This window comes from Amycolatopsis sp. GA6-003, from assembly GCF_046267895.1.
In the GTDB taxonomy this organism is placed as follows: Bacteria; Actinomycetota; Actinomycetes; order Mycobacteriales; family Pseudonocardiaceae; genus Amycolatopsis.
In genome coordinates this window covers 3,294,720-3,318,795 of record NZ_CP176499.1, presented here as the reverse complement: position 1 = coordinate 3,318,795, position 24,076 = coordinate 3,294,720, and the positions used below count along the sequence as shown (strand labels likewise).

Below are 24,076 nucleotides of genomic sequence, written 5' to 3'. Positions count from 1 at the left end.
ACGTGAGCAGTGTCCGGGTGCACCGGGTCGTCGAAGGCCCGGAGGCGGGTCCGGTGGTGGTGTTCTCCAACTCGATCGGCAGCGACCACCGGATGTGGGAGCCGCAGGTCGCGCCGCTGACCGAACGCGGGTTCCGCGTGGTCCGGTACGACACGCGCGGCCACGGGGCGTCGCCGGTGCCGCCGGGACCGTACGACCTGGCTGATCTGGGCGGTGACGTGCTGGGGCTGCTCGATGACCTCGGCGTCGAGCGCGCGCATTTCGTCGGCCTGTCGCTCGGCGGGATGACCGGGATGTGGCTCGGCGCGCACGCCGCGGAACGGTTGGCGAGCCTCACGCTGTGCTGCACGTCAGCGCGGCTCGGGCCGCCCGAGATGTGGGTCGATCGCGCACGCCTCGTGCGGGCGGAGGGCACCAAGGCGGTCGCGGAAGCCGGCGTCGGGCGCTGGGTTACGCCGGGTTACGCGCAGGCGCATCCGGACCAGGTCGCGTACCTGCGCGAGATGATCGAGGCCCAGCCTGACGAGGGGTACGCCGGCTGCTGCGAGGTGATCGAGCGGATGGACCTCACCGGCGACCTGCCGAAGATCTCCGTCCCGACGCTGGTGATCGCGGGTGCGGAAGACCCGTCGACGCCCGCCGAACCGCACGGGAAGGCCATCGCGGACGGGATCCCCGGCGCCCGGCTCGAGGTCGTCGCTTCCGCCGCGCACCTGGGCAGCTATGAACAGCCGGAGGAATTCACCCGGCTGATCCTCGAGCGGATCACGGAGGGCCAGTGACCGGAGACCGCTACGAGGCGGGCATGCGGGTGCGCCGCGAGGTGCTCGGCGACGAACATGTCGACCGGGCGGTCGCGCGGACCACCGAGTTCAGCAAGCCGTTCCAGGAGTACATCACCGAAGCGGCATGGGGTTCGGTGTGGACGCGCGACGGCCTCGACCGGCGGACCCGCAGCTGCATCACGCTGGCCGCGCTCACCGCGCTGCACTGCCACGACGAGCTGGCGATGCACGTCCGCGCGGCGGTGCGCAACGGGCTCACCGCGGACGAGATCCGCGAGGTCCTGCTGCACACCGGCGTCTACGCGGGGGTGCCGGCGGCGAACACCGCGATCGGCATCGCCCAGCGCGTCCTCGCGGAGCTGGGAGAACCCACCGCCCAGCCGCCGGCCGGATAGGGTTCGCCGCATGGAATCCGACGACCAGGCCGAACGCGGTGCGCACCACGTGCAGTCGCTGGAACGCGGGCTGGCGGTGATCAAGGCGTTCAGCGCCGAGGCGCCGCATCCGACGCTCAGCGACGTCGCACGTGCCACCGGGCTGACCCGTGCGGCCGCGCGCCGGTTCCTGCTCACGCTCGTGGACCTCGGCTACGTCCGCACCGACGGGAAGTACTTCTCGCTCACCGCGCGCGTGCTGGAACTCGGCTACGCGTACCTGTCCAGCCTCAGCCTGGCCGAGATCGCGCAACCGCACCTGGAGCGGCTGTCGGCGGAGGTGCACGAGTCGAGTTCTGTGTCGGTGCTGGAGATCGCCGACATCGTGTACGTCGCGCGCGTCGCGGTGTCGCGGATCATGACGGTGAGCATCAACGTCGGCACGCGGTTCCCCGCGCATGCCACGTCGATGGGGCACGTGCTGCTCGCCGACATGGACCGGACCGAACTCAACGCCTATTTCATCGTCGCCGACCTCGACCGGCTGACCCCGCACACGCTCACCCACCGCACCGCGCTCGAAGCCGAGCTGGCGAAGGTCCGGGAGCAGGGCTGGGCGATGGTCGACCAGGAACTCGAAGAAGGCCTTCGCTCGGTCGCCGCGCCGATTCGCAACCGGGCGGGGCGCGCGGTCGCCGCGGTCAACATCTCGACGCACGCGAGCCGGACGTCGGTCGAGACTGTCCGGACCGAGTTCGTTCCGCCGTTGCTCAAGACCGCGGCCGCCATTTCGGCCGAACTCGCCACGGTCGCGCCCGGGCGTGCGGCCCAGGGCTGAGGAGCGCCGATGACGCAACCGGTTGCCGGACTGCTGCTCGCCGCCGGGGCGGGGAGGCGGTTCGGCGGGCCCAAAGCGCTGGTCGAGTATGACGGGGAGCCGCTGGTCCGGCGAGCGGTGCGGAACCTGGCCGAGGCCGGATGCGCCTCGGTGCGGGTAGTGGTCGGTGCGTCGGCTGAGCAGGTCCGGGAGCTCTTGCCGCCGGACGTCACTGCGGTGCTCGCTCCGCGGTGGCAGGCCGGGATGGGGGAGTCGCTGAAGGCTGGGCTGGAATCGCTGACCGGGGAGCCGGCGGTGGCGGTGCTCGTGCACCTGGTGGATTTGCCGTGGGTTCCGGCGGCGGCGCTCGAGCGGATCGTCGGAGAGGCTTCCGAGGACGCGGTCGCGCGGGCCGCTTACCAGGGGGTTCCCGGGCATCCGGTGCTGTTCGGGCGGCGTTGGTGGGGCGAGATCGCGGGATCGGCGAGAGGGGACCACGGGGCGCGGGACTGGTTGCGCGGGCGTGCTGACGTGCGGCTGGTCGAGTGCGGCGATCTCGGGAGCGGCAGTGACGTCGATCGGCCCGGGGACCTGGCCGGGCCTGGCGCGGAGCGGCGATGAATCGTGCGGTGGTGCGCGGTGCGGTCGGCGAGGGAAATCCGGCAAGGGCCTCGTTGGGTTGGCGAGAGAGCTTGTCTTGTCCGGACGAGGCGGCGGCGCACAGTGCTTCGCTGAAGCTGCAGTCCAGAGGCGGCTTACCGGAGCATGGCTGAACCCGTCGGATCGGAGGGCAGGTGGCGGCGAACGGCGAACTTGACGGTCTCGGATCTACGATCGGGGGCGTGACAGAGTCCCTCGCCTCGCCCGACGCGCTCGCGGCCGCCCTCGACACCACCGGTTACCTCGCCGACGAGGGGCTGGCCACCGCGGGATTCCTCGCGACGCAGATGCAGCGTCCGCTCTTCTGCGAAGGCGAGCCGGGCACCGGGAAGACCTCGCTGGCGCTGGCCTTGTCCGAGGCGCTGAAGTGGCCGTTGGTGCGGCTTCAGTGTCACGAGGGCATCGACGCCGCGCAGGCGCTCTACGAATGGGACTTCCCTCGGCAGCTCCTGCACCTGCGGGCCCTCGAAGCGGCCGACGGCGGACGGCTCGACGCGGAAACTGCCGAGCGTTCGCTGTACACGGAGCGTTTCCTGCTCGCGCGTCCGCTGCTGCAGGCGCTGACTACGACGCCGTGTGTGCTGCTGGTGGACGAGATCGATCGCGCGGACGACGAGTTCGAGGCGTTCCTGCTGCAGTTGCTGGACGAATACACGGTCACGATCCCGGAGTACGGCGAGGTGCGGGCCGAGCAGCCGCCGCTCGTCGTGCTGACGTCCAACCGGACCCGCGAGGTGCACGACGCGCTCAAGCGCCGGTGCCTTTACCACTGGCTCGAGCACCCGGACCTGGCCCGGGAAATCAGCATCCTGCGCCGTCGGCTGCCCGGGATCGGCGAGACGCTCGCGCGCCAGATCGCCGACGCCGTGCACCGGCTGCGGGCAATGGACCTTTTGAAACCGCCGGGTGTCGCCGAATCTCTCGACTGGGCAAGGGCTTTGCTCGCTCTCCAGCGCGACGAACTAGACGCCGCGACGGCCGCGCGCACCCTGGGCGCGGTGCTGAAATACAGCGAGGACCTCGACCGGGTGCGGGCGAAGCTGGACACGCTGTTCTCCTGAGGTTCTGTCTATTGTGGACTGTGCGGTAATTCCGTTGCGGCGGCCGCGGGGATCGGGCATGCTTGAAGCATCACTGAATGACTTCGCCGACTTCACTGATATTTGCCTGAGCTTGTGACTGTGACTGTGCCGGAAGGAGGGCTCGTGACCGACTTCGTCCGGACTGCCCTCCTGGCTGTCCGCTGAGTTCCCGTTCTTTCCTGAAGGTTCCGCGCGCCCGCCTTGCGCTACCGAGGCTGGCCGCTGCGCGCAACCACGGTCCGCGCACGCTGTCCCGGAGGCGGGACGGCGTGCGCGGCCGCCCTTTCGCCGACGCCTTGGCCGGCGGGAGCCTTCGGGACCGTGGTGCGGGTGGCGTGCTTGGCTTGCCGTGGGCGACGACCCGGCTGGGGAGTTGGTGCGGTGTCGGCTTGGCCTCGAGTGCGGGGTTTCCGTGGGCTTCTGTGCGGCGGCGTTTGGCCGGAGGGCCGGGCGTGAGTCGTGACGCAGGGAGCGCGACCGGACGGCCGGAGTGAGCCATGGCGTTGGGCTGGAGGGTCGGGGCGTGAGTCGTGGCCACGGGCCTGAGGCGGAGCGTGAGTCGTGGCGTTCGGCTAGAGGTCGGAGCGTGAGCTGTGGCGTTTGGTCGGAGGCAATGGACTCGAACGTTCCCCTGCGCGGCAGGAGTGCGAGCATGGCGGTTGGCCGGATGACCGAGGTGTAGCGCGAGCTGTGGCGTTGGGCTGCAGGCCCGCGCGTGAGCGTGGCGTTCGGCTGGCTGGCTGGTGCGGGAGCTGTTGCGTTGTGCAGGAAGGGCTGGAACGGCGAGCGTTCGGGCGGGCGAGGCTGGAGCGCGGACGCGGCGTTCGGCTGGAGGGCCGGGGGTGCGAGCCGTGGTGTCGGCTGGGCGTCGCTTCGTGGTGCGGTTCTTCTCCTGCAGGGGCAAGGTGGCCCGCGCTGGATGGAACGGCATGCAGGCTGCTCGGATGCCGCGGAGCGGGTCGAGTTGGCGCGAGCCGGAACATCCGTGGGTTCGACGCGGTTCACACTGGAATGGCGGTGCGGAGGAATACTGGCGAGCTGGAGCAGCTCAAGCCGGAACCCTCGTGTGCCCAAGAGCTTCTGGCTGGCCGGGAACCTCCGCGCGGGCGGAAATTCCTGCGCGCCAAGATCACGGGCGACCGGCCGCGGCTTGTGGTCGAGCGGTCGCGGCTCAGGGCGGCTGAACCGGTCGCGGGTGAGGGGCGTTCGGGCAAATCCGGATCGGCTGTCGCGGCGCGGTTTCCCGGGTGGGGGTCACAATGGGGAGCATGAGCATCGAAGTCGCTGACCCGCTTGCTGGTTATGCGGGGTTCGCGGCGGCGTTGCGGGAGGCGGGCGTCGCCTGTGACGCGCGGCGGGTGCAGGCTTACCTGTCCGCCGTGGCGAAAGTCGATGTCGCTCGTCCGACGCAGTTGTACTGGGTCGGGCGGTTGACCCTTTGCTCCGACCCCGACGACCTGCCTCGCTACGAGAAAGCGTTCGCACGGTGGTTTGAGGGGGACGAGAGCCCAAAGGCGACGTCGGGGACTCCGGTGCGGAAGCAGGCTCGGATCGCTCCGCTCGTCGCGGCCGGCGGCGACGGGGACAGCACCCAGGAATCTCACGACACGCTGCGGGTCGCGGCGAGCGATCACGAGGTGTTGCGGCATCGGGATCTCGCCGAACTCACCAAGGCCGAGCGGGCGCATTTGCGCGAGTTGCTGGCGACGTTGCGGCCCGTGCTGCCTCGTCGGCGAGCGGCGCGGCGGACGGCTGCGCATCGGGGTGCGCTTGATCCGGCGCGGACTCTCCGGGCGATGCTCGCGTCCGGTGGCGAGCCCGTTCGGCTGGCGCATCATCGGCGGGGGACGCGGGCGCGGAAAGTCGTTTTGCTGATCGACGTTTCCGGCTCGATGAGCCCGTATGCCGACGCGTTGCTGCGGTTCGCGCACGTCGTCGCGCGGGCGGCGCCGATGTCGGTCGAGGTGTTTACGCTGGGCACTCGGATGACGCGAGTGTCCCGGCAGCTCCGGCAGCGCGATCCGGAGCAGGCCATGCTCGCCGCGGGTACCGCGGTGCCCGATTTCGCTGGTGGGACACGGCTTGGCGAGACGCTGCGGGTGTTTCTCGACCGTTGGGGACAACGCGGGTTCGCGCGACGCGCGGTAGTCACCGTGTTCTCCGACGGGTGGGAGCGCGGCGACGTCAGCCTGCTGGCCGAACAGCTTGGCCGGCTGCGCCGTCTCGCGCACGCCGTATTCTGGGTGAATCCGCACGCAGGGCACGAGGGTTATGCTCCGGTCCAATCCGGCATCGTGGCCGCCCTGCCGCACATCGACCGGCTGCTGGCCGGGCACAGCCTGGCGACGTTGGAACGACTCCTCGGGGAGATTGCCGATGCGTGACGTACTGGACGACGTGTACCGCCGCTGGCAGGCGGGCGAAACGGTCGGGCTCGGCACGGTGGTGGCCACGTTCTCGTCGGCGCCGCGGGCTCCGGGCGCGTCGATGATGGTCGCGCCGGACGGCACGGTCGTCGGGAGCGTGTCCGGCGGCTGCGTCGAGGGCGCGGTGTACGAGCTGGCCAACGAGGTCGTCGCCGAGCGGAAGCCGGTGCTGCAGCGCTACGGGGTCAGCGACGACGACGCCTTCGCGGTCGGGCTGACCTGCGGCGGGATCATCGACATCTACGTCGAGCCGGTGGACCGGGAATCGATGCCGGAGCTGGAGCGCGTCGTCGAATCGGTGCGCGGCGGCGAGCCGGTCGCGGTGGTCACGATCGTGGAGCACGAGACGCCCGGGCTGGTCGGCGAGCACATGATCGTGTGGCCGGACCGGGTCGAGGGGTCCCTTGGCTCGTCGCGGATGGACGACGCGGTCGCGGACGACGCGCGCGGGCTCCTCGCCGCCGGACGCACCGGCACGCTCCATTATGGACCGGACGGGCAGCGGCGCGGCGAGGGCATGGCGGTTTTCGTGAACTCCTTCGAGCCGCCGCCGCGACTGCTCGTGTTCGGCGCCATCGACTTCGCCGCCGCGATGGCACGGATGGGTGCTTATCTCGGGTACCAGGTGACGGTGTGCGACGCGCGCCCGGTGTTCGCGACCAGCAGCCGGTTCCCGGAGGCGCACGACGTGGTCGTCGACTGGCCGCACCGCTATCTGAAGGCCGAGGCCGAGGCGGGCCGGATCGACGGGCGGACGGCGATCGCGGTGCTCACGCACGACCCGAAGTTCGACGTGCCGCTGCTGGAGGTCGCGCTGCGGCTCGACGTCGGGTACGTCGGCGCGATGGGTTCCCGCAAGACGCACGACGACCGGTTCGCGCGGCTTCGCGAGGCGGGGATCACCGAGAGCGAGCTGGAACGCCTGTCGTCGCCGATCGGGCTCGACCTCGGCGCGCGCACGCCGGAGGAGACGGCGGTGTCGATCGCGGCGGAGATCATCGCGCTGCGCTGGAGCGGGACCGGACAGCGGCTGGCGGCGTTGAGCGGGCGGATCCACAGCTGACCGGACGGCGGCGAGCGGCAAGCGTTTGCGCCGGGACCGGCGGCTGGGATTCTCGAGCGGCGCTGGTGGGGCGGGTTGCTGGATGGTCCAGCGGCTTGGCGGGAGGCTTCTCGACCGGGGTCCGGCGGCTGGTGCGGTTGGGATTCGGGAGTAGCGCCGGTGAGGTGGGTTGCTGGGTGGTCCGGCGGTTCGCGGGACGCTGTGCGGGCAGGGGTCCGTGGGTTGGCGCGGCTGGAGATTCGGGAGTGGCGCTGATGGGGCAGGCTGCTGGGCGGCCCGGCGGTTCGCGGAATGCTTCTCGGCCGGGGTCCAGCGGCTGGTGCGGTTGGGATTCGGGCGTGGCGCCGGTGAGGTGGGTTGCTGGGTAGTCCGGCGGTTCACAGGATGCTGCGGGGGCCGGTGGCTGGCCCAGCTGGGGATCCGGGAGTGGCGCTGGCGAGGCGGGACAGCTGAGTTCGTCAGACGCCGTGCGTGCCGGGATCGTTGGCCGGTGCGAGAGGGAGATCCCGGTGCGAGAGCGAGATCCGGGCAGGCGGCGCAGTTGAGTATTTCGGCAGCTGACCGGCTGCTGCGAGGCGCGAGACCGGCGGCTGGTGCAGCCCGACCGGGAAACCCCAGCCCAGCAACGAAACCGGTGAACCCCCGACCCGAAACCGCGTCCCCCCGGGAAGATCCGCCGCCGAGGGCGGGGCTGAAAAATCACCCGTCCGGCTTCACGCAACTGCGTCTCAAAACGCGCGACAAACCCGCACCTGCGGAACGGCAGGACCGACGTGTGACATCAGGACTTGTCCGCGCGCGAAAGGCGTAGCACGCTCCCCTGTGAGGCCGATCACGCATCGCGCCTTGGCCGTTCCCGAACCGGCCCGCCGCCTCCGCCGGGAGGGTTGGCGGGCATTTGCACTTGGAGGCCTTTGATGCGCATCACCGTCACTGTCGACGGCACGAAATACACCGATGACGTCGAGCCGCGCACCCTGCTCGTCCATTACTTACGGGAACGAGTCGGGAAGGTGGGCACCGTTGTCGGGTGCGACACCAGCAACTGCGGCGCGTGCACCGTCCATCTCGACGGACACAGCGTGAAATCCTGTTCCGTTCTCGCCGTGCAGGCCGACGGATGCGAGGTCACCACCATCGAGGGGCTGGCCCGCGACGGCCAGTTGCACCCCGTCCAGCAAGCCTTCCACGACAATCACGCATTGCAGTGCGGGTTCTGCACGCCGGGCATGATCATGCAGTCCATCGACCTGCTCGCGGACAACCCGGACCCCGACGAGCAGGCCGTTCGCGAGGGGCTCGAGGGCAATCTTTGCCGCTGCACCGGTTACCAGAACATCGTGAAGGCGGTTCGCGCCGCCGCGAAGCACATGAGTCCTGGTGCGGGGCCGGAAGCCGAGAAAATCGAGCAGGCCAACCACGTCGGCGTGGGTGGTGAATGATGACTGCCACGATCGAGCCTGAGGTAGGAAAGTCCCGTCGGCGCAAGGAAGACGAGCGGCTGATCACCGGGCGTACTCGGTGGACGGACAACATCGCGTTGCCGGGCATGCTGCATCTCGCGGTGCTGCGGAGTCCGCTGGCGCACGCGAAGATCGTTTCGATCGACACGTCCGCGGCCAAGGAATCGCCCGGGGTCGTCGCCGTTTACACCGCTGCTGACCTCGATCCCGAGGGGGCGATCGGCATGCCGTGCGCGTGGCCGATCACGCCGGACATGGCTGCGCCGCGGCGTCCGGTGCTGGCGGCGGATCGGGTGAATTTCGCTGGCGAGGGCGTGGCTGTGGTGGTCGCGCGGTCGTCCGCGGAGGCGCATGACGCGCTCGAGGCGATCGAGGTCGAGTACGACGAACTGCCGCCGGTGCTCGACCTCGAAGCCGCGCTCGCCGAGGACGCGCCGCTGGTGCACGAGGAACTCGGCAGCAACAAGAACGCGTTCTGGGTCTTCGACTCGGCCGAGGCGGGCACTGGCGGCAACGTCGAGGAGGCACTGTCCTCTTCGGAGGTCGTGCTGAAGCGGCGGTTCCGCCAGCAGCGATTGGTGCCCGCGTTCATGGAGCCGCGCGCGTGCGTGGTCGACCCGACCGGCGCGCAGCTGACCATGTGGTCGGCCACCCAGGTGCCGCACATCCTGCGCGTGATGTCCGCGCTGACGCTGGGCATCCCGGAGCACAAGCTGCGCGTGATCGCGCCGGACGTCGGCGGCGGGTTCGGCGGCAAGATCGGCGTGCTGCCCGAGGAAATGATGACCGTGCTCGTCGCGAACAAGCTCGGCAAACCGGTGAAGTGGAACGAATCCCGGTCCGAGACGATGCTCGCCGCGCACCACGGCCGCGACCAGATCCAGGACATCACGATCTCGGCGAAGTCCGACGGCACGGTCACCGGGCTCAAGGTCGAACTGCTCGCCAACCTCGGCGCGTACAACGGCCTGGTCGGGCCGGGCGTGCCGATCCTCGGCGCGTTCATGTTCAACGCGATCTACAAGATCCCGGCCTACCACTTCGCCTGCACCAACGTGTTCACCACGACCACGCTCACCGACGCCTACCGCGGCGCGGGCCGTCCGGAAGCGACGTTCGCGATCGAGCGGATCATGGACGAGCTGGCCGACGAACTCGGCATGGACCCGATCGAGCTGCGCGAAAAGAACTGGATCAAGCACGAGGAATTCCCGTTCACCACGGTCTGCGGGCTCACCTACGACTCCGGCAACTACGAGGCCGCGACCGAAAAGGCGAAGGAGCTTTTCGGCTACGACGCGCTGCGCCGCGAGCAGAAGGAACGCCGCGAGGCGAACGATCCGGTGCAGCTCGGCATCGGGGTCTCGACGTTCACCGAGATGTGCGGGCTCGCGCCGTCGCGGGTGCTGGGCTCGCTCGACTACGGCGCTGGCGGCTGGGAATACGCGTCGCTGCGGATGCTGCCGACCGGCAAGGTCGAGGTCACCACGGGTGCGTCGGCACACGGACAGGGACACGAGACGGCGTGGAGCCAGATCGTGGCCGACCAGCTCGGTGTGGCCTTCGAGGACGTCGAAGTGCTGCACGGCGACACGCAGTCCTCGCACAAGGGCCTCGACACTTACGGTTCGCGGTCACTGGTCGTCGGCGGCATCGCGATCGTCAAGGCGGCGGAGAAGGTGGTCGCGAAGGCGAAACCGATCGCCGCGCATCTGCTGGAATGCTCGGAGGACGACCTCGAGTTCTCCGGCGGCAAGTTCACCGTGAAGGGCACGGATTCGTCGACGACGATCCAGGACGTCGCGCTCGCCGTGTTCGCCGCGCACAACCTGCCGGACGGTGTCGAACCGTCGCTGGATTCCGACGCCACCTTCGATCCGGAGAACTTCTCCTTCCCGCACGGCACGCACCTGTGCGCGGCCGAAGTGGACACTGAGACCGGCCAGGTGAAACTGCGTTCGTACGTCTGCGTGGACGACGTCGGCAAGGTGGTCAACCCGCTGATCGTGGAAGGCCAGGTGCACGGCGGGCTCGCACAAGGCATCGCGCAGGCGTTGTTCGAGGAGGCCGTGCACGACGAGAGCGGCACGCTCACCACCGGCACGTTCGCCGACTATCTGCTGCCCTCGGCGGCCGACCTGCCGTCGTTCACCACGGACCGCACGGAAACGCCGTCGACCACGAACCCGTTGGGAGCCAAGGGAGTCGGCGAGGCGGGCACGATCGCCTCGACGCCCGCCGTGGTCAACGCCGTGGTCGACGCGGTGCGCCACTTCGGGGTGAACGACATCGAAATGCCGCTCACGCCGATGCGCGTGTGGAACGCGGTGCGGGGCGGCGCCGCTGACGCCGGCGGACCCGGCGGCGAGGCCGGCGGCGGTCTCGGTTCGATCGACGCCTCCGGAGGTGCCCAGTGATCCCGGCCCCGTTCGACTACGTCGCTCCGTCCACGGTGGACGAAGCCGTGCAGGCGCTCGCCGCGGCGGGCGAGGACGCCAAGGTGCTCGCGGGCGGGCAAAGCCTGCTGCCCGTGCTGCGGATGCGGCTGGCCGCGCCGACTACGCTGGTCGACCTCGGGAAAATCGCCGAAATGCGCGGCGTGCGCGAGGACGGCGACGCGCTCGTGGTCGGTGCGATGACGACGCATTACGAGGTCCAGCGCGACCCGTTGATCGCCGAGCACGCGGCGCTGGTGAAGGAAGCGACCGACACCGTCGCGGACCCGCAGGTGCGCCACCGCGGCACGTTCGGCGGCGCGATCGCGCACGCGGACCCGGCAGGGGACCTGCTGGCCCCGGTGCTCGCGCTGGACGGCGAGCTGGTGCTGGCCGGTCCGGACGGGCGCCGCACGGTGCCCGCGGCGGAGTTCTTCCAGGACTACTTCACCACCGCGCTGGCCCCGGACGAGCTGCTCGTCGAGGTGCGGCTGCCCAAGCACACCGGCTGGCGGGCGCACTACGAGAAGTTCAACCGGGTCGCCCAGGCCTGGTCGATGTGCGCGGTGGCGGCCACCGTGCGCACCGAGGGCGGCGTGATCGAGGAAGCCCGGGTGGCGCTCACGAACATGGGCGCGACCCCCGTCCGGGCGACCGGCGTGGAGCAGGCGTTGCTCGGCGCGCAGGCCAACGCGGAGACGATCCGGGCGGCCGCCGCGCACGCGGCCGAGGGCACCAACCCGGTCGCGGACGGCAATTCCGACGTCGAGTACCGCCAGCATCTCGCGCGGGTGCTGACCGGGCGTGCCGTCGCGGCGGCGGTGGGCGCCTGAGCTGACCGGCCGGGAAGGACTCCTTGGGGGACTCTGCTTCCCCCAAGGAGTCCTTCGCGGCAACGCTTCGCCGGAGACGGCCGTAAGGTGGACGGCAACGGCTCGAAGCAGTGTGCAGGAGAGGAGGTCGGCCCGTGCGGCTCGACCACGAATTCACCGTCCCCGCCCCGATCGGGGAGGTCTGGCAGGCCGTCATCGACCCGGAGCGGGTCGCCCCGTGCATGCCGGGCGCCTCGCTCACCAAGGTGGAGGGGGACACCTTCGCGGGCACGGTGAAGGTCAAGCTGGGTCCGATTTCGCTGCTGTACAAGGGAACCGGCGAGTTCCTGGAGAAGGACGAGGCGGCGCGCAAGGTCGTCATCAAGGCGTCTGGCAAGGACGCCCGCGGCGGCGGCACCGCGGCGGCGACTGTCACCCTCACGCTCACCGAACGCGACGGCGGCACGCACGGCGCGGTCGCCACCGACCTGGCGATCACCGGACGTCCGGCGCAGTTCGGGCGCGGCCTCATCTCCGAGGTGGGCGGCAAGATCCTCGACACCTTCGCGGGGAACCTCGCGGCCTCGCTGGAGAACCCGGCCGAAGCGGCCCCGGCTCCGGAAGCGAAGGCCGAGGAGAAGCCCGAGGAAAAGCCCGCGGCCGAGGAGAAGCCCGGGGAGAAGCCGGTCGCCGAGGAGAAGCCGCACTTGCGGAGCGTTCCGGCGGGCGGTTCGACCGGCGAGACCGAGGCGATCGACCTGCTCGACTACGCGGGGCAGTCCGTCGCGAAGCGGCTGGCTCCGGTGGCCGCGGGCGCGGTCGTGCTGCTGATCGTGCTGGCCGTCGTGCGGAAGCTGCGCCGCCGCTGACCGGCCCGGGAAACGCCCGCTCGCTCTACCCAGAGCGTGCCCGGCGGGCAGTTCGCGGGCGAGTTTTCGCTCGGTTCGGCTAGCTTCGGAGTGGACCCGCTACCCTGGGCAACTTCCGTAGGCCGAATTTCGCGTGGGGGCGCCCGTGACGCAGGCACCTGTCCCCATCGGGGTGCGCGACGCGGTGACGGCTTGGCGCGGCTGGCCGCCGCGCTGGGCGATGTGGGCGGTCGCGCGGCGGCGGTGGATCGGCTACGCGATGGGGTGCGAGGCCCTCGCCGCGGCGCTCACGGTGACCGGTCTCGCGACCGGGTTCGGCGGGCCGGTGCAGGTCAGCTCGTTCGGCGTGCTGGTGGGGCTGGGCATCGCGCAGGCCGAAATGTCGCGCCGGATCGAGCGGCTGCGGCGGTGGATGAGCGGCCAGACGCACATCAACGTCACGTCCGTCTGGTACCTCGCCGGTGCGTTCCTGCTTCCGCCGGCCTGGGTCGCGTTGCTGGCGTTGGTGCTGTACCTGCATCTGTGGCTGCGAGTGTGGCGACACGTGCGTACGCGGCCCGCGCATCGCTTCGTGGCGAGCACCGCGTGGGCGATGCTGTCGTGCTTCGCGGCGTCTGCGGTGTTGACCATCGGCGGTCTGGATCAAGCGCGGCTCGACACCGCGTACGGCGTCCTCGCGCTCGCCTTGGCCGGAGCTGTCTTCGAATTGGTGAACGTGGTGCTCGTAGCGACGGGCATCTACCTGTACACGAACAGCCGCTCGCCCGCGGACCTCGTCGGCACCTGGGAAGACAACGCCTTCGAGCTGGCGACGCTCTGTCTCGGCGGGCTCGCTGCGCTGGCGTTCGTCCACCAGCCGGTGCTCGTGGTGTTCGTGTTGCCGCCGTTGTTCTTGCTGCACCGCTACCTCCTGCTCAAGCAGCAGTTGCAGGTGGCGGTGGTGACCGACGAGAAGACGGGGCTGCTCAACACCGCGGGCTGGCACGAGCTGGCGACGCGCGAATTCACCCGGGCTCGGCGGCGCGGGGCGGGCAGCGGGTTCGCCGTGCTGATGATCGATCTCGACCACTTCAAGCGCATCAACGACACGTACGGCCACCTCACCGGCGACGAGGTGCTGGCCGCGGTGGCCGTGGCGATCGAGTCCTCGGTGCGGCAGAGCGACACCGTCGGCCGGTTCGGCGGCGAGGAATTCGTAGTCCTGCTGCCCGCGACCGGCGGCACGGACGTGCTCGGGATCGCCGAACGGGTGCGGGTCGCGGTGGGGGAGCTGACCGTGTCGGTGGGAGGTCCGCTGCGGATCAGCGGACTCTCCGTGTCCGTCGGGGTGGCGTGTTATCCGCAGGCGGGCAACACCCTTGACGAGGTGCTGCGGTCCGCCGACGCCGCGCTGTACCGGGCGAAAGACGGCGGCCGGAACCGAGTGGCGGTCTGAGCGGAAATACCGGGCGCGGGCAATTGTTGAACGTTGTATGAGCACTGCGGATCACGAGACCGACGTCGTGGTGATCGGGGCCGGGCAGGCCGGACTGTCGGCGGCGTATCACCTGCGCCGGGCCGGATTCGCCAACGAACGCGGGTTCGTCGTGCTCGACCACGGCAAACACGCGGGCGGCGCGTGGCAGTACCGGTGGCCGTCGCTGGTCGTCGGGAAGGTGCACGGGATCCACGACCTGCCGGGGATGGCGTTCGGGACCCCGGACCCGGCGCGGCCGGCGAGCGAAGCCGTGTCGGAGTACTTCGCGCGCTTCGAGAAGACGTATGACCTGCCGGTGCACCGTCCGGTCGACGTGACCGCGGTGCGGCGCGCGGGGGAGCGGCTGGTGGTCGAATCGCCCGCGGAGACGTGGGCGGCGCGTGCGGTGATCAGCGCGACCGGGACCTGGGACCGGCCGTTCTGGCCGCGTTACCCCGGCAGTTTCGCCGGACGGCAGCTGCACACGGCGGATTACCGCGGCGCGGAGGAGTTTCGCGACCAGCGCGTGGTGGTCGTCGGCGGCGGGACGTCGGCGGTGCAGCTGCTGATGGAGATCGGCCCGGTCGCCCGTTCGACGGTGTGGGTGACGCGGCGTCCGCCGGTGTGGCGCGAGGAAGAGTTCAGCGAGGACTGGGGGCGCATGGCGGTGGCGAAGGTCGACCAGCGGGTGCGGGCCGGGTTGCCGCCGGAGAGCGTCGTGAGCGTGACGGACTTGCCGGTGACGCCGCAGGTGCTCGCCGGTCGGGCGGCGGGATATCTGGACCGGCGGCCGATGTTCTCGCGCTTGGTTCCCGACGGGGTCGTCTGGGAGGACGGCAGCTTCGAGCCCGCGGACATCATCCTGTGGGCGACCGGGTTCCGCGCCTCGATCGACCACCTGGCTCCGCTGCACCTGCGGACGCCCGGCGGCGGGATCCGGATGGACGGGACCCGCGTGGTCGCGGAGCCGCGGCTGCACCTGGTCGGGTACGGGCCTTCGGCCAGCACGGTGGGGGCGAACCGGGCTGGGCGCGCGGCGGTGCGGGAAGTCCGGCGGCTGCTGGAGCGGTGAAGTTCCGTGAGGGCCACTTTCACTGACAGGCGGTGAGCGCCAGCGTCCCTCAGGTTTTCCCTTCGCGGCACTTCCCTGGAGCAGCAGCGGGCCATTCCGCTGATCGGGCGGTCTTGATCGTTTCACGTCCGTTCCGGGCTTGTCGGGAGAAACCGGGCCCGCTACTCTGCCGTTTTAGTTAGGAAACTTTCCTAACGCAACGAGACGCCGCAAAACCGTAACGCCGCCGCCCTGTTCCCGTCCGGCCCGAAGGAGTGCGACGTGTCCTCGTCCCGTGTCCGAAGTATCGCCCGGTTCGCCTTGCCGGCGGCCGCCGTGGTGCTGTTGCCCGCCGCGGTCTCGCCCGCGCGCGACGCCAGCGCCGCTGCCGCCGATGTGCTGCTGTCCCAAGGAAAACCCGTCAGCACGTCCACGCTCGAGACGTCCGCGTTGAGCGGCGAGAACGCCGTCGACGGGAACCTCAAGACCCGCTGGGCCAGTGCGGTCAGCGCCGACGCCCAGTGGCTGCGCGTCGATCTCGGGCAGGCCGCCACGATCCACCGGGTGAAGCTGAACTGGGAAGCCGCCTACGCCAAGAAGTACCGCATCGAGATCTCCGACGACGGCGAGAACTTCAAGTCGATCGCGACGATCACCAGCGGCGACGGCGGCACCGACGACCTCACCGGATTGTCCGGGCACGGCCGGTTCCTGCGCTTCGTCGGCACCGAGCGCGCCACGAAGTACGGCTACTCGCTGTGGGAGCTTCAGGCGTACGGCACGCCGGACTCGTCCGGGGACACCCAGGCGCCCACCGCTCCGTCGAACCTCGCCGCGGGCGAGGTCGGCCCGAACAGCGTCGCGCTGACCTGGGCCGCCGCGACGGACAACGTCGGCGTCAGCGGGTACGAGGTGCTGCGGGACGGCAAGTCCGTCGCCACCAGCACGACCACGTCCTACACCGACAACGGCCTCTCGCCGGACACCGACTACACCTACACCGTCCGGGCCAAGGACGCCGCCGGCAACACCTCGCCGGCCAGCGGCGCGGTCAAGGTGCACACGAAGCCGGGGACCGCGGGCAACACCTTCGTGCTCGCTGCGGCCGGCGACATCGCCGAGCAGTGCACCGCGAGCAGCTCCAGCTGCATCCACCCGAAGACCGCGAAGCTCGTCCAGGACATGAACCCGGCCGCGGTGATCACCATGGGCGACAACCAGTACGACTCCGACGACGTCGGACTGAAGCTGCAGAACTTCAAGGACTACTACGACAAGACCTGGGGCAAGTTCAAGAGCATCACGCACCCGATCCCCGGCAACCACGAGACCTACGACGACGACACGCCGTTCAAGGCCTACGAGCAGTACTTCGGCAAGATCGCCACCCCGAACGGCAAACGGTACTACAGCTGGGAAATGGGCAACTGGCACTTCATCGCGCTGGACTCCAACGGCTTCGTCGACGACAAGGACGGCGGCGAGCTCAAGGACACCGACCAGATGAACTGGCTCAAGCAGGACCTGGCGAAGAACACCAAGGGCTGCGTCGCGGCGTACTACCACCACCCGCGGTGGAGCTCCGGCGACCACGGCGACCAGCGCGGTTCCAAGCAGCTGTGGGATCTGTTCGCGCAGAACAAGGTCGACCTGGTCCTCAACGGCCACGACCACCACTACGAGCGGTTCGTGCCGCAGGACGCGAGCGGCAAGGCGAACCCGGCGGGCCCGGTCGAGATCATCGGCGGCATGGGCGGCGCGAACCCGTACCCGGTGCACTCCGCGCACCCGACCACGGCGAAGCTGCTCAAGGACACCTTCGGCGTGCTGAAGCTGACGATGACCGACACCACCTTCTCCGAGCAGCTGATCGGTCTCGACGGCAAGGTCCAGGACAGCAGCCCGACCTACACCTGCCACAACTAGGGGCCGGTCATGTACATCGCGACAAGCCGTAGTTCGGACGTCGCGGCGGGCACCGAGCGGAAGGCCGGCCTGCGCCGGGTGTCGGCGAACGTCGTCGCACTCGGCGCGGTCAGCCTGGTCACCGACATCTCCTCGGAGATGGTGACCGCGGTGCTCCCGCTGTATCTGGTGCTCGGCCTCGGGCTGAACCCGCTGCAGTTCGGCCTGCTCGACGGGCTTTACGCGGGAGCCACCGCCGTGGTCCGCGTGCTCGGCGGGCATCTGGCCGACCGGTGGCGCCGCCTCAAGGCGGTCGCCGGGTTCGGCTACGGCTTGTCCGCGGTGTGCAAGCTCGGCCTGGTCGCGGCCGGTTCTTCGGTCGCGGCGATCGGCGTGGTGCTCGCCGCCGACCGGACCGGCAAGGGGCTGCGCACCGCCCCGCGCGACGCGTTGATCTCGCTCAGCAGCGAGCCCGACACGCTCGGCCGGTCGTTCGGCGTGCACCGCGCGATGGACACCGTCGGCGCGTTCCTCGGCCCGCTCGTCGCGATGGCCGTGCTCGCGCTGAGCCTCGGCAGCTATACGTCGGTGTTCTTCACCAGTTTCTGCATCGCGGCGATCGCGGTGCTGCTGCTCGTGTTGTTCGTCCGCGACCATAAACAGGAAATCGCCGACCGGGCCGCGGTGTCCGTGAAGGCCGCCTTCGGATTGCTGCGCGAGCGGGGTTTCCGCCGCGTGGCGGTGTGGGCGGCGCTGCTCGGATTCGTGACTCTCGGCGATTCCTTTGTGTACCTGGTGCTTCAGCGGCGCTGGGACGTCGCGGCGACGTTCTTCCCATTGCTGCCGCTCGGCACCGCTGGGGTGTATTTGGCGCTGGCGGTTCCGCTGGGCAAGCTGGCCGACCGGATCGGGCGCTGGCCGGTGTTCCTCGGCGGGCACGTCGCGCTGGTCGCCGCGCTGGTCGCGTTGTGCGGGCCGGTGTCCGGATTCTGGCTCGCGGCTCTCGCGTTGGGGCTGCACGGCGTGTTCTACGCGGCTACCGACGGGGTGCTGATGGCTGCCGCCGGACCGTTGGTGCCCGCTGATCTCCGGGCGACCGGGCTGGCCGTGGTCCAAACGGGACAGGCGGCCGCCCGGATGCTCTCGTCTGTCCTCTTCGGACTCGCCTGGACCTTGTGGGATCTCCAGCCCGCGGTCCTCGTGGCGGCCGGAGCGCTCGCTGTCGTGGCGCTCGGCGCCGCTTTCGCAAGGCCGGTGCGCAAATGAAAAAAGTCCTTCTCGCGGTGGTCGGAACTGTGGTGCTCGCGGCGGCCGCGGTGGTGTACACCGTTGCCGCGCGGCCCAGCCCGGCCGAACCGGGGAAAGTCGAGCACCTTTCGCTCGCGCCCGGGCAGTTGTTCTTTCGCAGCACTAAAACGGGCAACGTCGGCGTCGTTCCGCTCGCGGATCCTGGTGCCGCGCCGAAGTTCAGCGATCTGAAGTGCGATCGGTTCGCGGTGTCCGCGTCGACCGGGATGTGCCTCGCGGTGCGGCCGGGCACGCTGCCCGCGGTCAGCGACTTCAGTATTCTCGACCGCAATTTCACCACGACGCACAAGGATTACCTGCCGGGGACGCCGAGCCGGGCGCGGGTTTCGCCGGACGGCAAACGGGTGTACTGGACGGTGTTCGTCACCGGCGATTCCTATGCCGCTACCGGGTTTTCCACCCGTGCCGGGATTTACCAGCTGGACAACGGCGAGCTGGAGAAGACGATCGAGGAACTGCCGGTCCTGGTCGACGGGAAGCGGTATTTCTCCGCGGACGTCAATTACTGGGGCATCACGTTCGCCAAGGACGGCAAGAGGTTCTATTCGACGCTGGGCACCAAGGGCAAGACGTACCTGATCGAAGGCGACTACGACACTTACCGCGGCAAAGCGCTGCGGGAGAACGTGGAATGCCCGTCGCTCTCGCCGGACGAAACGCGGATCGCGTTCAAGAAGAAGGTCGGCGAGGGCGTCTGGCGGCTGTCCGTGCTCGACCTCAAGACGATGCGGGAGACCGCGCTCGCCGAGACCCGCAGCGTCGACGACCAGGCGCTCTGGCAGGACGACCACACGATCCTGTACGGGCTGGAGAACGCCGTGTGGTCGGTGCCCGCGGACGGGTCCGGGGCCCCGCGCAAGCTGGTCTCCGACGCCTCCTCGCCCGCCGTCACCCGCTGATTCGACATCTCTTTACGACGTATAGTACCGTCGTGCCCGACGATACTTTACGACGTAAAGAGATGAGATGGCTGAAGCGACTCTGCACGACGAAACACGGATCGAAGCGCAGGTGCGCGGGGACGGGCCGGTGCTGCTGCTCCCGGTCGACCCCCGGCCGGCCGGAGGACCGGAGGCCGAGGCGGCCCGGCAGTGGGGCGCCGACCCGGAGCTGGGCCGTTCGCTGATCGAGGGATTCGCCGGGTTCCGGGTGGTGGCCTTCGACTACCAGGGGCATCGGATGGCGCATCCGGCCGAGCTGACGCCGGACGTGGTCGCGGCCGACTTCCTGGCCGTGGCGGACGCCGTGGGGGCGGAGCGGTTCTCGTATTACGGGTACTCGTGGCTGGCGTTGTCCGGGTTGCAGCTGGCGTTGCGGACGGATCGGCTGGACGCGCTGGTGATGGGCGGGTATCCGCCGCTGGACGGGCCGTATGCGGCGATGCTCGCGGTGACCCGGGCGACGTACGAGGTGGCGCTGGCCGGGCCGTCGGCGTCGCCATCCGTGGCTGAGCCGGGGGATTGGGATTCGGTGGATGTCCAGTTGTCGACGGGGCAGACGAAGCAGTTCGTGACGTTGTACGAGGCGTTGCAGGATTTCGACGACCGGGCGGTCGAGCTGTCGTGTCCGCGGTTGTGCTTCGCGGGGTCGGAGGATCGGATCGAGTACAGCGAGCGGTGGGGCGGGGTGACAGTCGACATCGCGGGGCCGTTGCTGCGGGAGCGGGCTGAGCTGGAGGCGCGCGGGTGGACGGTGGAGGTGCTGGACGGGCTGGACCACATGGGGGCGATGCAGGCCGCGGCGGTGCTGCCGGTGGTGCGGCCGTGGCTGGAGAAGGTCTTGTGAGTGGCGATCACGGTTCTAACCGTGATCGCCACTCACGACGCCCCGCCTAACCGCAGCTCGTGCTCCAGCGCCTCCAGCTCCGCCCCTCCCGCCATCTGCCGGGTCAGCTCCGGCAGTTCGATCTCCGGCTTCTCGTAGCACCCGAGCGCCGTGCCGCGTTTGAGGAGCAGGAAACGGTCGGCCACCGGATACGCGTGATGCGGGTTGTGCGTGATCAGGACGACGCCCAGGCCCCGGTCGCGGGCCTGGGCCACGTACTTCAGCACCACCCCAGCCTGCTTCACGCCCAATGCGGCCGTCGGCTCGTCCAGGATCAGCACCTTCGCGCCGAAGTGGATGGCGCGGGCGATCGCGACGCACTGCCGTTCGCCGCCGGACAGCGTGCCGACCGGCTGTTCGACGTCCCGCAGGTCGATGCCGAGGTCGGCTAGGGCTTTCTTCGTCAGCTCCCGGCCTTTGCGCCGGTCCAGGGCGCGGAACGGACCGAAGCCGACGGTCGGTTCGGAGCCGAGGAAGAAGTTGCGCCACACGCTCATCAGCGGCACCACCGCGAGATCCTGATACACCGTGGCGATTCCGCGGTCCAGCGCTTCCCGGGGCGAGGCGAACCGCACCGGCGCGCCTTCGACGAGGAACTCGCCTTCGTCGTGCTGGTGCACCCCGGCGAGGATCTTGATCAAAGTGGACTTTCCGGCGCCGTTGTCGCCCAGTACGCAGGTTACCTCGCCCGCATTGACCACTGTGGACACTTCGCGCAGCGCGACCACGGTTCCGTACCGCTTGCCGACGTTCCTGACTTCGAGGAGAGCGTTCATCGCCGCACCCTTTCCGCGCGCCGCCGCAAAGCGTTGTTGACCAGGACCGCCGCCAGCAGCATGATCCCGAGGAACAGCATGAACCAGTCGTTGTCCCAGCCGGCGAACACGATGCCCTGACGGGCCATGCCGAAGATCAGCGCTCCGATCGCCGCGCCGACGGCCGAGCCGAACCCGCCGGTCAGCAGGCAGCCGCCGATCACCGCGGCGATGATGTACTGGAATTCGAGCCCGATGCCCTGATTCGCCTGGACGCTCGCGAACCGCAGGATGTTGATCGAGCCGACGAGCCATCCGGCGAGCGCGGTGCCCATGAACAACAGGATTTTCGTGCGCACCACCGGAACGCCGACCGCGCGGGCGCTGGCCGCCGAACCGCCGACCGCGAAGATCCAGTTGCCGAAGCGCGTCCGCACGAGCAGCCACGCGGCCACCGCGATCGCGCCGAGCCACCAGACGATGGAGATCTGGAACGGCGTGCCGCCGATGTCCACTGTGGAGGCGAAGACGAACCCGGCGGACGCGTAACCGTCGGTGGAGCGCATGCCGGAGACCTGCACGGTTCCGGTGACCAGTCGCGTGACGCCGAGGTTCAAGCCTTGCAGGGCAAGGAAAGTGCCGAGGGTGACGATGAAACTCGGCAGTCCGGTTTTCATCACCAGCCAGCCGTTGAACGCGCCGACGGCCAGCGCGAAGACCAGCGAGACCAGCAGTGCGAGCCAGACGTTCCAGCCCGCTTGGGTGGCGAGGATCGCGGTCACCAGCGAGGTCGACGCGGTCATCACGCCCGCGGACAGGTCGAACTCGCCGCCGACCATCAGCAGCGACACGGCCACCGCCATGATGCCCAGCGTCGCCGCGTCGTCCAGCCAGGTCGCGGCTCCGCTGGCGCTGAAGAACTTGTCGGACGCGAAGGTGAAGAACAGGAAGACCACGACCGCGCCGAGCAACGCGCCGATCTCCGGGCGGAGCACCAACCGGTCGGTCAGCCGTGGCTTCGCCAGCCGTTCGTCGAGGGTCGTCATCGGGTGCCCCTTTGCACGTACTGGCCGACCTTGTCCACTGTGGATTTGTCGACCAGGTCGGGACCGGTGAGCACCGGTTTGCCGCCGCCGACGACGTTCGCGTTGTCCCGGTACAGCTTCAGGAACTGCACCGGTAGATAACCCTGTTCGTACTGCTGCTGGTCGACCGCGAACAGCACGTCCCCGGCCTTGATCGCGGCCACCACGTCGGAGTTGAGGTCGAACGTGGCGACCTGCGCCTTCGCGTTGACCGACTTGATCGCGCTCACCGCCCGCGCGGCGACCTGGGAGTTCAGCGTGAGGACCGCGTCGATCGACGAATCGGTCTGCACCGCGCCGCGGATGCGGGACTCGGCGTCGGTCGGGTTGGAGATGTCCACCTGAAGCGTCTGCACGGTGCCGGCGAACCCGGTCTTCGCGCCGTCGCACCGCTGCGCCTGCCCGACGTTTCCGGCCTCGTGGATCACGCACAGCAGCTTGTGCTTGCCGAGTTCCTTGAACTTCTTCCCGGCTTCCTGTCCGGCGATCGACTCGTTCTGTCCGACGTGCGTGAGCGCGCCGTACGCCGCGCTTTTGTCCTCGCCGGAGTTGATGGTGATCACCGGGATTCCGGCGCGCACCGCGGCCTCAATGGACGGACGGAGCGCCTCGGGGTTCGCCATCGACACCACGAGCCCGCCGGTTTGCTGCGCGACTGCGTTGTCGATCAGCTTCGCCTGCGCGCCCGGATCACCGTCCGAGGTGTACTCAACTTGCACGCCAAGGTCGTTGCCCGCTTGTTCAGCACCGTTTTTCACCACGTTCCAGAACGCGTCGCCCGCGGTGCCGTGCGTGATCACCGAAACCTTCAGCGGTCCGGACGGCGTCGGCGCGGCGGCGGGCGCGGTCGACTTCGGCTCGGCGGCCGGACCGGTGCACGCCGCCAGCAGCAAGCCCGCGGCCAGCAGGCCCGCCACCGCGCGGCCGGAGCGCCGTGCGCGCTCCCAGCGATGGGACATCGTTGTCTCTCCTCGCTTGTTTTCCAACGTCAGCCGGTGATGGCGCGCAGATACGACAGGCTGGCCGCGACGTCCTTGCCGGGGCGGTCCACCGGGCTGTCGTCGCTCAGCGCGGTGTCCTGCTCTAGGACGTACCAGCCGTCGTAGCCCGCTTCGACGACGGAGCGGACCATGGCTTCGATGTCGACGTCGCCCTCGCCCAGCGGCACGTAAAGCCCCTTGCCGACGGCTTCGGCGTACGGAAGTTCGCCCGCACGAACGGCGTCGGCAAGTTCGCCGCGGACGTCTTTGAGGTGCAGGTGGCCGATCCGCCGCGGGTGCCGCCGGGCGAGCGCGACCGGGTCGGTGCCGCCGATCAGCAGGTGGCCGGTGTCGAGGCAGAGCTGGAGATCGGAATCGGCGAGGAAGCGTTCGACCTCGGCCTCGGTCTCCACGTGGGTGCCGACGTGGGGATGCAGTACCGTTCGGAGGCCGTGTTTCGCTGCTGTATCGCGGATCTTGCCTGCCGTGCGGACCAAAGTGGACCATTCGGCGTCGGTCAGAGTGGGCCGTTCGTCGTAACCGTCGAGGCCGGTTGCTGCGGCGAGCACGAGCGTTCCGCCGCCGCAGGCCGCGAACAGCGCCGCCGAGTCTTCCGCTTCGGCGACGGCCGCGTCCGGATTTTCGTGCAGCGGCACGGCGAGGAAGCCGCCGACGAGTTCGAGCCGATGGATTCCCAGCAGCTTCTTCAGCTCGGCCGGTTCGCGCGGCAGGTAACCGGGCGGGCCCAATTCCGTTGCGGTGACGCCCAATCCGGCCATTTCCCCGAGCACCGCCGGGGCGTCGAGCACTCGTCCCCAGCCGGGCACCTCGCAGACTCCCCACGAGATCGGGGCGGCGGCGACGCGGATCTTCGCGGTCATGGATCCCTCTCCGGTCGGGGGACGGGCCCTTGATTAGAGCGCTCT

The 24,076-nt window shown here is 69.6% G+C and carries 21 protein-coding genes; 17 read left to right on the top strand and 4 right to left on the bottom strand.

The genetic code is table 11. The annotated features are described in order from the left end of the window. The first annotated feature begins 2 nt into the window (after positions 1 to 2). From pcaD to F9C12_RS14465, 17 genes are all read left to right on the top strand, one after another. A complete protein-coding gene (gene pcaD, locus F9C12_RS14545; protein WP_409466220.1) occupies positions 3 to 782 on the top strand; it encodes a 3-oxoadipate enol-lactonase in 780 nt (259 codons plus the stop codon). After that, positions 779 to 1,180, top strand: coding sequence for a 4-carboxymuconolactone decarboxylase (pcaC, locus tag F9C12_RS14540; protein WP_009074285.1), 402 nt, complete (start codon positions 779 to 781; stop codon positions 1,178 to 1,180). Before pcaD ends, pcaC begins: the two co-directional genes overlap by 4 nt. Positions 1,181 to 1,190: 10 nt before the next feature. Next, entirely contained in the window at positions 1,191 to 1,997 is an 807-nt protein-coding gene (locus tag F9C12_RS14535) for an IclR family transcriptional regulator C-terminal domain-containing protein (protein WP_409466219.1), read from the top strand. Positions 1,998 to 2,006: 9 nt separating this feature from the next. After that, the gene (locus tag F9C12_RS14530; protein WP_409466218.1) at positions 2,007 to 2,597 is read left to right on the top strand and encodes an NTP transferase domain-containing protein; all 591 of its coding nucleotides are present in this window, start codon (positions 2,007 to 2,009) and stop codon (positions 2,595 to 2,597) included. A gap of 221 nt (positions 2,598 to 2,818) precedes the next feature. After that, positions 2,819 to 3,697, top strand: a complete 879-nt coding sequence (locus tag F9C12_RS14525; RefSeq protein ID WP_051172312.1) for an AAA family ATPase — start codon at positions 2,819 to 2,821, stop codon at positions 3,695 to 3,697. A 1,289-nt stretch (positions 3,698 to 4,986) separates the two neighbouring features. Then, a complete protein-coding gene (locus F9C12_RS14520; protein WP_409466217.1) occupies positions 4,987 to 6,102 on the top strand; it encodes a vWA domain-containing protein in 1,116 nt (371 codons plus the stop codon). Further along, positions 6,095 to 7,207, top strand: coding sequence for an XdhC family protein (locus F9C12_RS14515; protein WP_409182496.1), 1,113 nt, complete (start codon positions 6,095 to 6,097; stop codon positions 7,205 to 7,207). Before F9C12_RS14520 ends, F9C12_RS14515 begins: the two co-directional genes overlap by 8 nt. Before the next feature lie 917 nt (positions 7,208 to 8,124). Then, positions 8,125 to 8,649, top strand: a complete 525-nt coding sequence (locus tag F9C12_RS14510; RefSeq protein ID WP_409182495.1) for a (2Fe-2S)-binding protein — start codon at positions 8,125 to 8,127, stop codon at positions 8,647 to 8,649. Then, positions 8,649 to 11,087, top strand: a complete 2,439-nt coding sequence (locus F9C12_RS14505) for a xanthine dehydrogenase family protein molybdopterin-binding subunit (RefSeq protein ID WP_409182494.1) — start codon at positions 8,649 to 8,651, stop codon at positions 11,085 to 11,087. The genes F9C12_RS14510 and F9C12_RS14505 overlap by 1 nt, the downstream gene beginning before the upstream one ends. After that, positions 11,084 to 11,938, top strand: a complete 855-nt coding sequence (locus F9C12_RS14500; RefSeq protein ID WP_409182493.1) for an FAD binding domain-containing protein — start codon at positions 11,084 to 11,086, stop codon at positions 11,936 to 11,938. Before F9C12_RS14505 ends, F9C12_RS14500 begins: the two co-directional genes overlap by 4 nt. A 134-nt stretch (positions 11,939 to 12,072) precedes the next feature. Further along, a complete protein-coding gene (locus F9C12_RS14495) occupies positions 12,073 to 12,786 on the top strand; it encodes an SRPBCC family protein (protein WP_409466216.1) in 714 nt (237 codons plus the stop codon). Positions 12,787 to 13,006: 220 nt separating this feature from the next. After that, a complete protein-coding gene (locus tag F9C12_RS14490; RefSeq protein WP_409187080.1) occupies positions 13,007 to 14,221 on the top strand; it encodes a diguanylate cyclase in 1,215 nt (404 codons plus the stop codon). 37 nt (positions 14,222 to 14,258) lie between these two features. Continuing rightward, positions 14,259 to 15,314, top strand: coding sequence for an NAD(P)-binding domain-containing protein (locus F9C12_RS14485; protein WP_409466215.1), 1,056 nt, complete (start codon positions 14,259 to 14,261; stop codon positions 15,312 to 15,314). 261 nt (positions 15,315 to 15,575) lie between these two features. Next, complete coding sequence (locus tag F9C12_RS14480; protein ID WP_409466214.1) at positions 15,576 to 17,219, top strand: discoidin domain-containing protein; 1,644 nt, start codon at positions 15,576 to 15,578, stop codon at positions 17,217 to 17,219. Between the two features lie 9 nt (positions 17,220 to 17,228). Beyond that, positions 17,229 to 18,464: an MFS transporter gene (locus F9C12_RS14475; RefSeq protein WP_409182489.1), complete on the top strand. Its 1,236-nt coding sequence runs from the start codon at positions 17,229 to 17,231 to the stop codon at positions 18,462 to 18,464. Beyond that, on the top strand, positions 18,461 to 19,405 hold the full coding sequence (locus F9C12_RS14470) for a hypothetical protein (RefSeq protein WP_409466213.1): 945 nt from the start codon (positions 18,461 to 18,463) through the stop codon (positions 19,403 to 19,405). Before F9C12_RS14475 ends, F9C12_RS14470 begins: the two co-directional genes overlap by 4 nt. Before the next feature lie 67 nt (positions 19,406 to 19,472). Further along, entirely contained in the window at positions 19,473 to 20,291 is an 819-nt protein-coding gene (locus tag F9C12_RS14465) for an alpha/beta fold hydrolase (RefSeq protein WP_409466212.1), read from the top strand. Between the two features lie 32 nt (positions 20,292 to 20,323). On the opposite strand, the gene F9C12_RS14460 is transcribed toward F9C12_RS14465, so the two are convergent. From F9C12_RS14460 to F9C12_RS14445, 4 genes are read right to left on the bottom strand one after another with little or no spacing between them, the layout of a single operon-like run. After that, positions 20,324 to 21,106 carry an ATP-binding cassette domain-containing protein gene (locus F9C12_RS14460; RefSeq protein WP_409182486.1) on the bottom strand — a complete coding sequence of 261 codons (783 nt, stop codon included), beginning with the start codon at positions 21,104 to 21,106 and terminating at the stop codon, positions 20,324 to 20,326. Beyond that, positions 21,103 to 22,131, bottom strand: coding sequence for an ABC transporter permease (locus F9C12_RS14455; protein ID WP_409182485.1), 1,029 nt, complete (start codon positions 22,129 to 22,131; stop codon positions 21,103 to 21,105). The genes F9C12_RS14460 and F9C12_RS14455 overlap by 4 nt, the downstream gene beginning before the upstream one ends. After that, the gene (locus F9C12_RS14450; protein WP_409466211.1) at positions 22,128 to 23,129 is read right to left on the bottom strand and encodes a sugar ABC transporter substrate-binding protein; all 1,002 of its coding nucleotides are present in this window, start codon (positions 23,127 to 23,129) and stop codon (positions 22,128 to 22,130) included. The genes F9C12_RS14455 and F9C12_RS14450 overlap by 4 nt, the downstream gene beginning before the upstream one ends. 29 nt (positions 23,130 to 23,158) lie before the next feature. Further along, on the bottom strand, positions 23,159 to 24,031 hold the full coding sequence (locus tag F9C12_RS14445; RefSeq protein ID WP_409466210.1) for a sugar phosphate isomerase/epimerase family protein: 873 nt from the start codon (positions 24,029 to 24,031) through the stop codon (positions 23,159 to 23,161). Between the last annotated feature and the right edge of the window lie 45 nt (positions 24,032 to 24,076).

Coding starts and splice junctions, on each gene's coding strand:
- F9C12_RS14535 (WP_409466219.1), top strand. CDS start 1,191: ATGGAATCCGACGACCAGGCCGAACGCGGTGCGCACCACGTGCAGTCG.
- F9C12_RS14530 (WP_409466218.1), top strand. CDS start 2,007: ATGACGCAACCGGTTGCCGGACTGCTGCTCGCCGCCGGGGCGGGGAGG.
- F9C12_RS14520 (WP_409466217.1), top strand. CDS start 4,987: ATGAGCATCGAAGTCGCTGACCCGCTTGCTGGTTATGCGGGGTTCGCG.
- F9C12_RS14515 (WP_409182496.1), top strand. CDS start 6,095: ATGCGTGACGTACTGGACGACGTGTACCGCCGCTGGCAGGCGGGCGAA.
- F9C12_RS14510 (WP_409182495.1), top strand. CDS start 8,125: ATGCGCATCACCGTCACTGTCGACGGCACGAAATACACCGATGACGTC.
- F9C12_RS14505 (WP_409182494.1), top strand. CDS start 8,649: ATGACTGCCACGATCGAGCCTGAGGTAGGAAAGTCCCGTCGGCGCAAG.
- F9C12_RS14490 (WP_409187080.1), top strand. CDS start 13,007: ATGTGGGCGGTCGCGCGGCGGCGGTGGATCGGCTACGCGATGGGGTGC.
- F9C12_RS14485 (WP_409466215.1), top strand. CDS start 14,259: ATGAGCACTGCGGATCACGAGACCGACGTCGTGGTGATCGGGGCCGGG.
- F9C12_RS14475 (WP_409182489.1), top strand. CDS start 17,229: ATGTACATCGCGACAAGCCGTAGTTCGGACGTCGCGGCGGGCACCGAG.
- F9C12_RS14470 (WP_409466213.1), top strand. CDS start 18,461: ATGAAAAAAGTCCTTCTCGCGGTGGTCGGAACTGTGGTGCTCGCGGCG.
- F9C12_RS14465 (WP_409466212.1), top strand. CDS start 19,473: ATGGCTGAAGCGACTCTGCACGACGAAACACGGATCGAAGCGCAGGTG.
- F9C12_RS14460 (WP_409182486.1), bottom strand. CDS start 21,106: ATGAACGCTCTCCTCGAAGTCAGGAACGTCGGCAAGCGGTACGGAACC.
- F9C12_RS14455 (WP_409182485.1), bottom strand. CDS start 22,131: ATGACGACCCTCGACGAACGGCTGGCGAAGCCACGGCTGACCGACCGG.
- F9C12_RS14450 (WP_409466211.1), bottom strand. CDS start 23,129: ATGTCCCATCGCTGGGAGCGCGCACGGCGCTCCGGCCGCGCGGTGGCG.
- F9C12_RS14445 (WP_409466210.1), bottom strand. CDS start 24,031: ATGACCGCGAAGATCCGCGTCGCCGCCGCCCCGATCTCGTGGGGAGTC.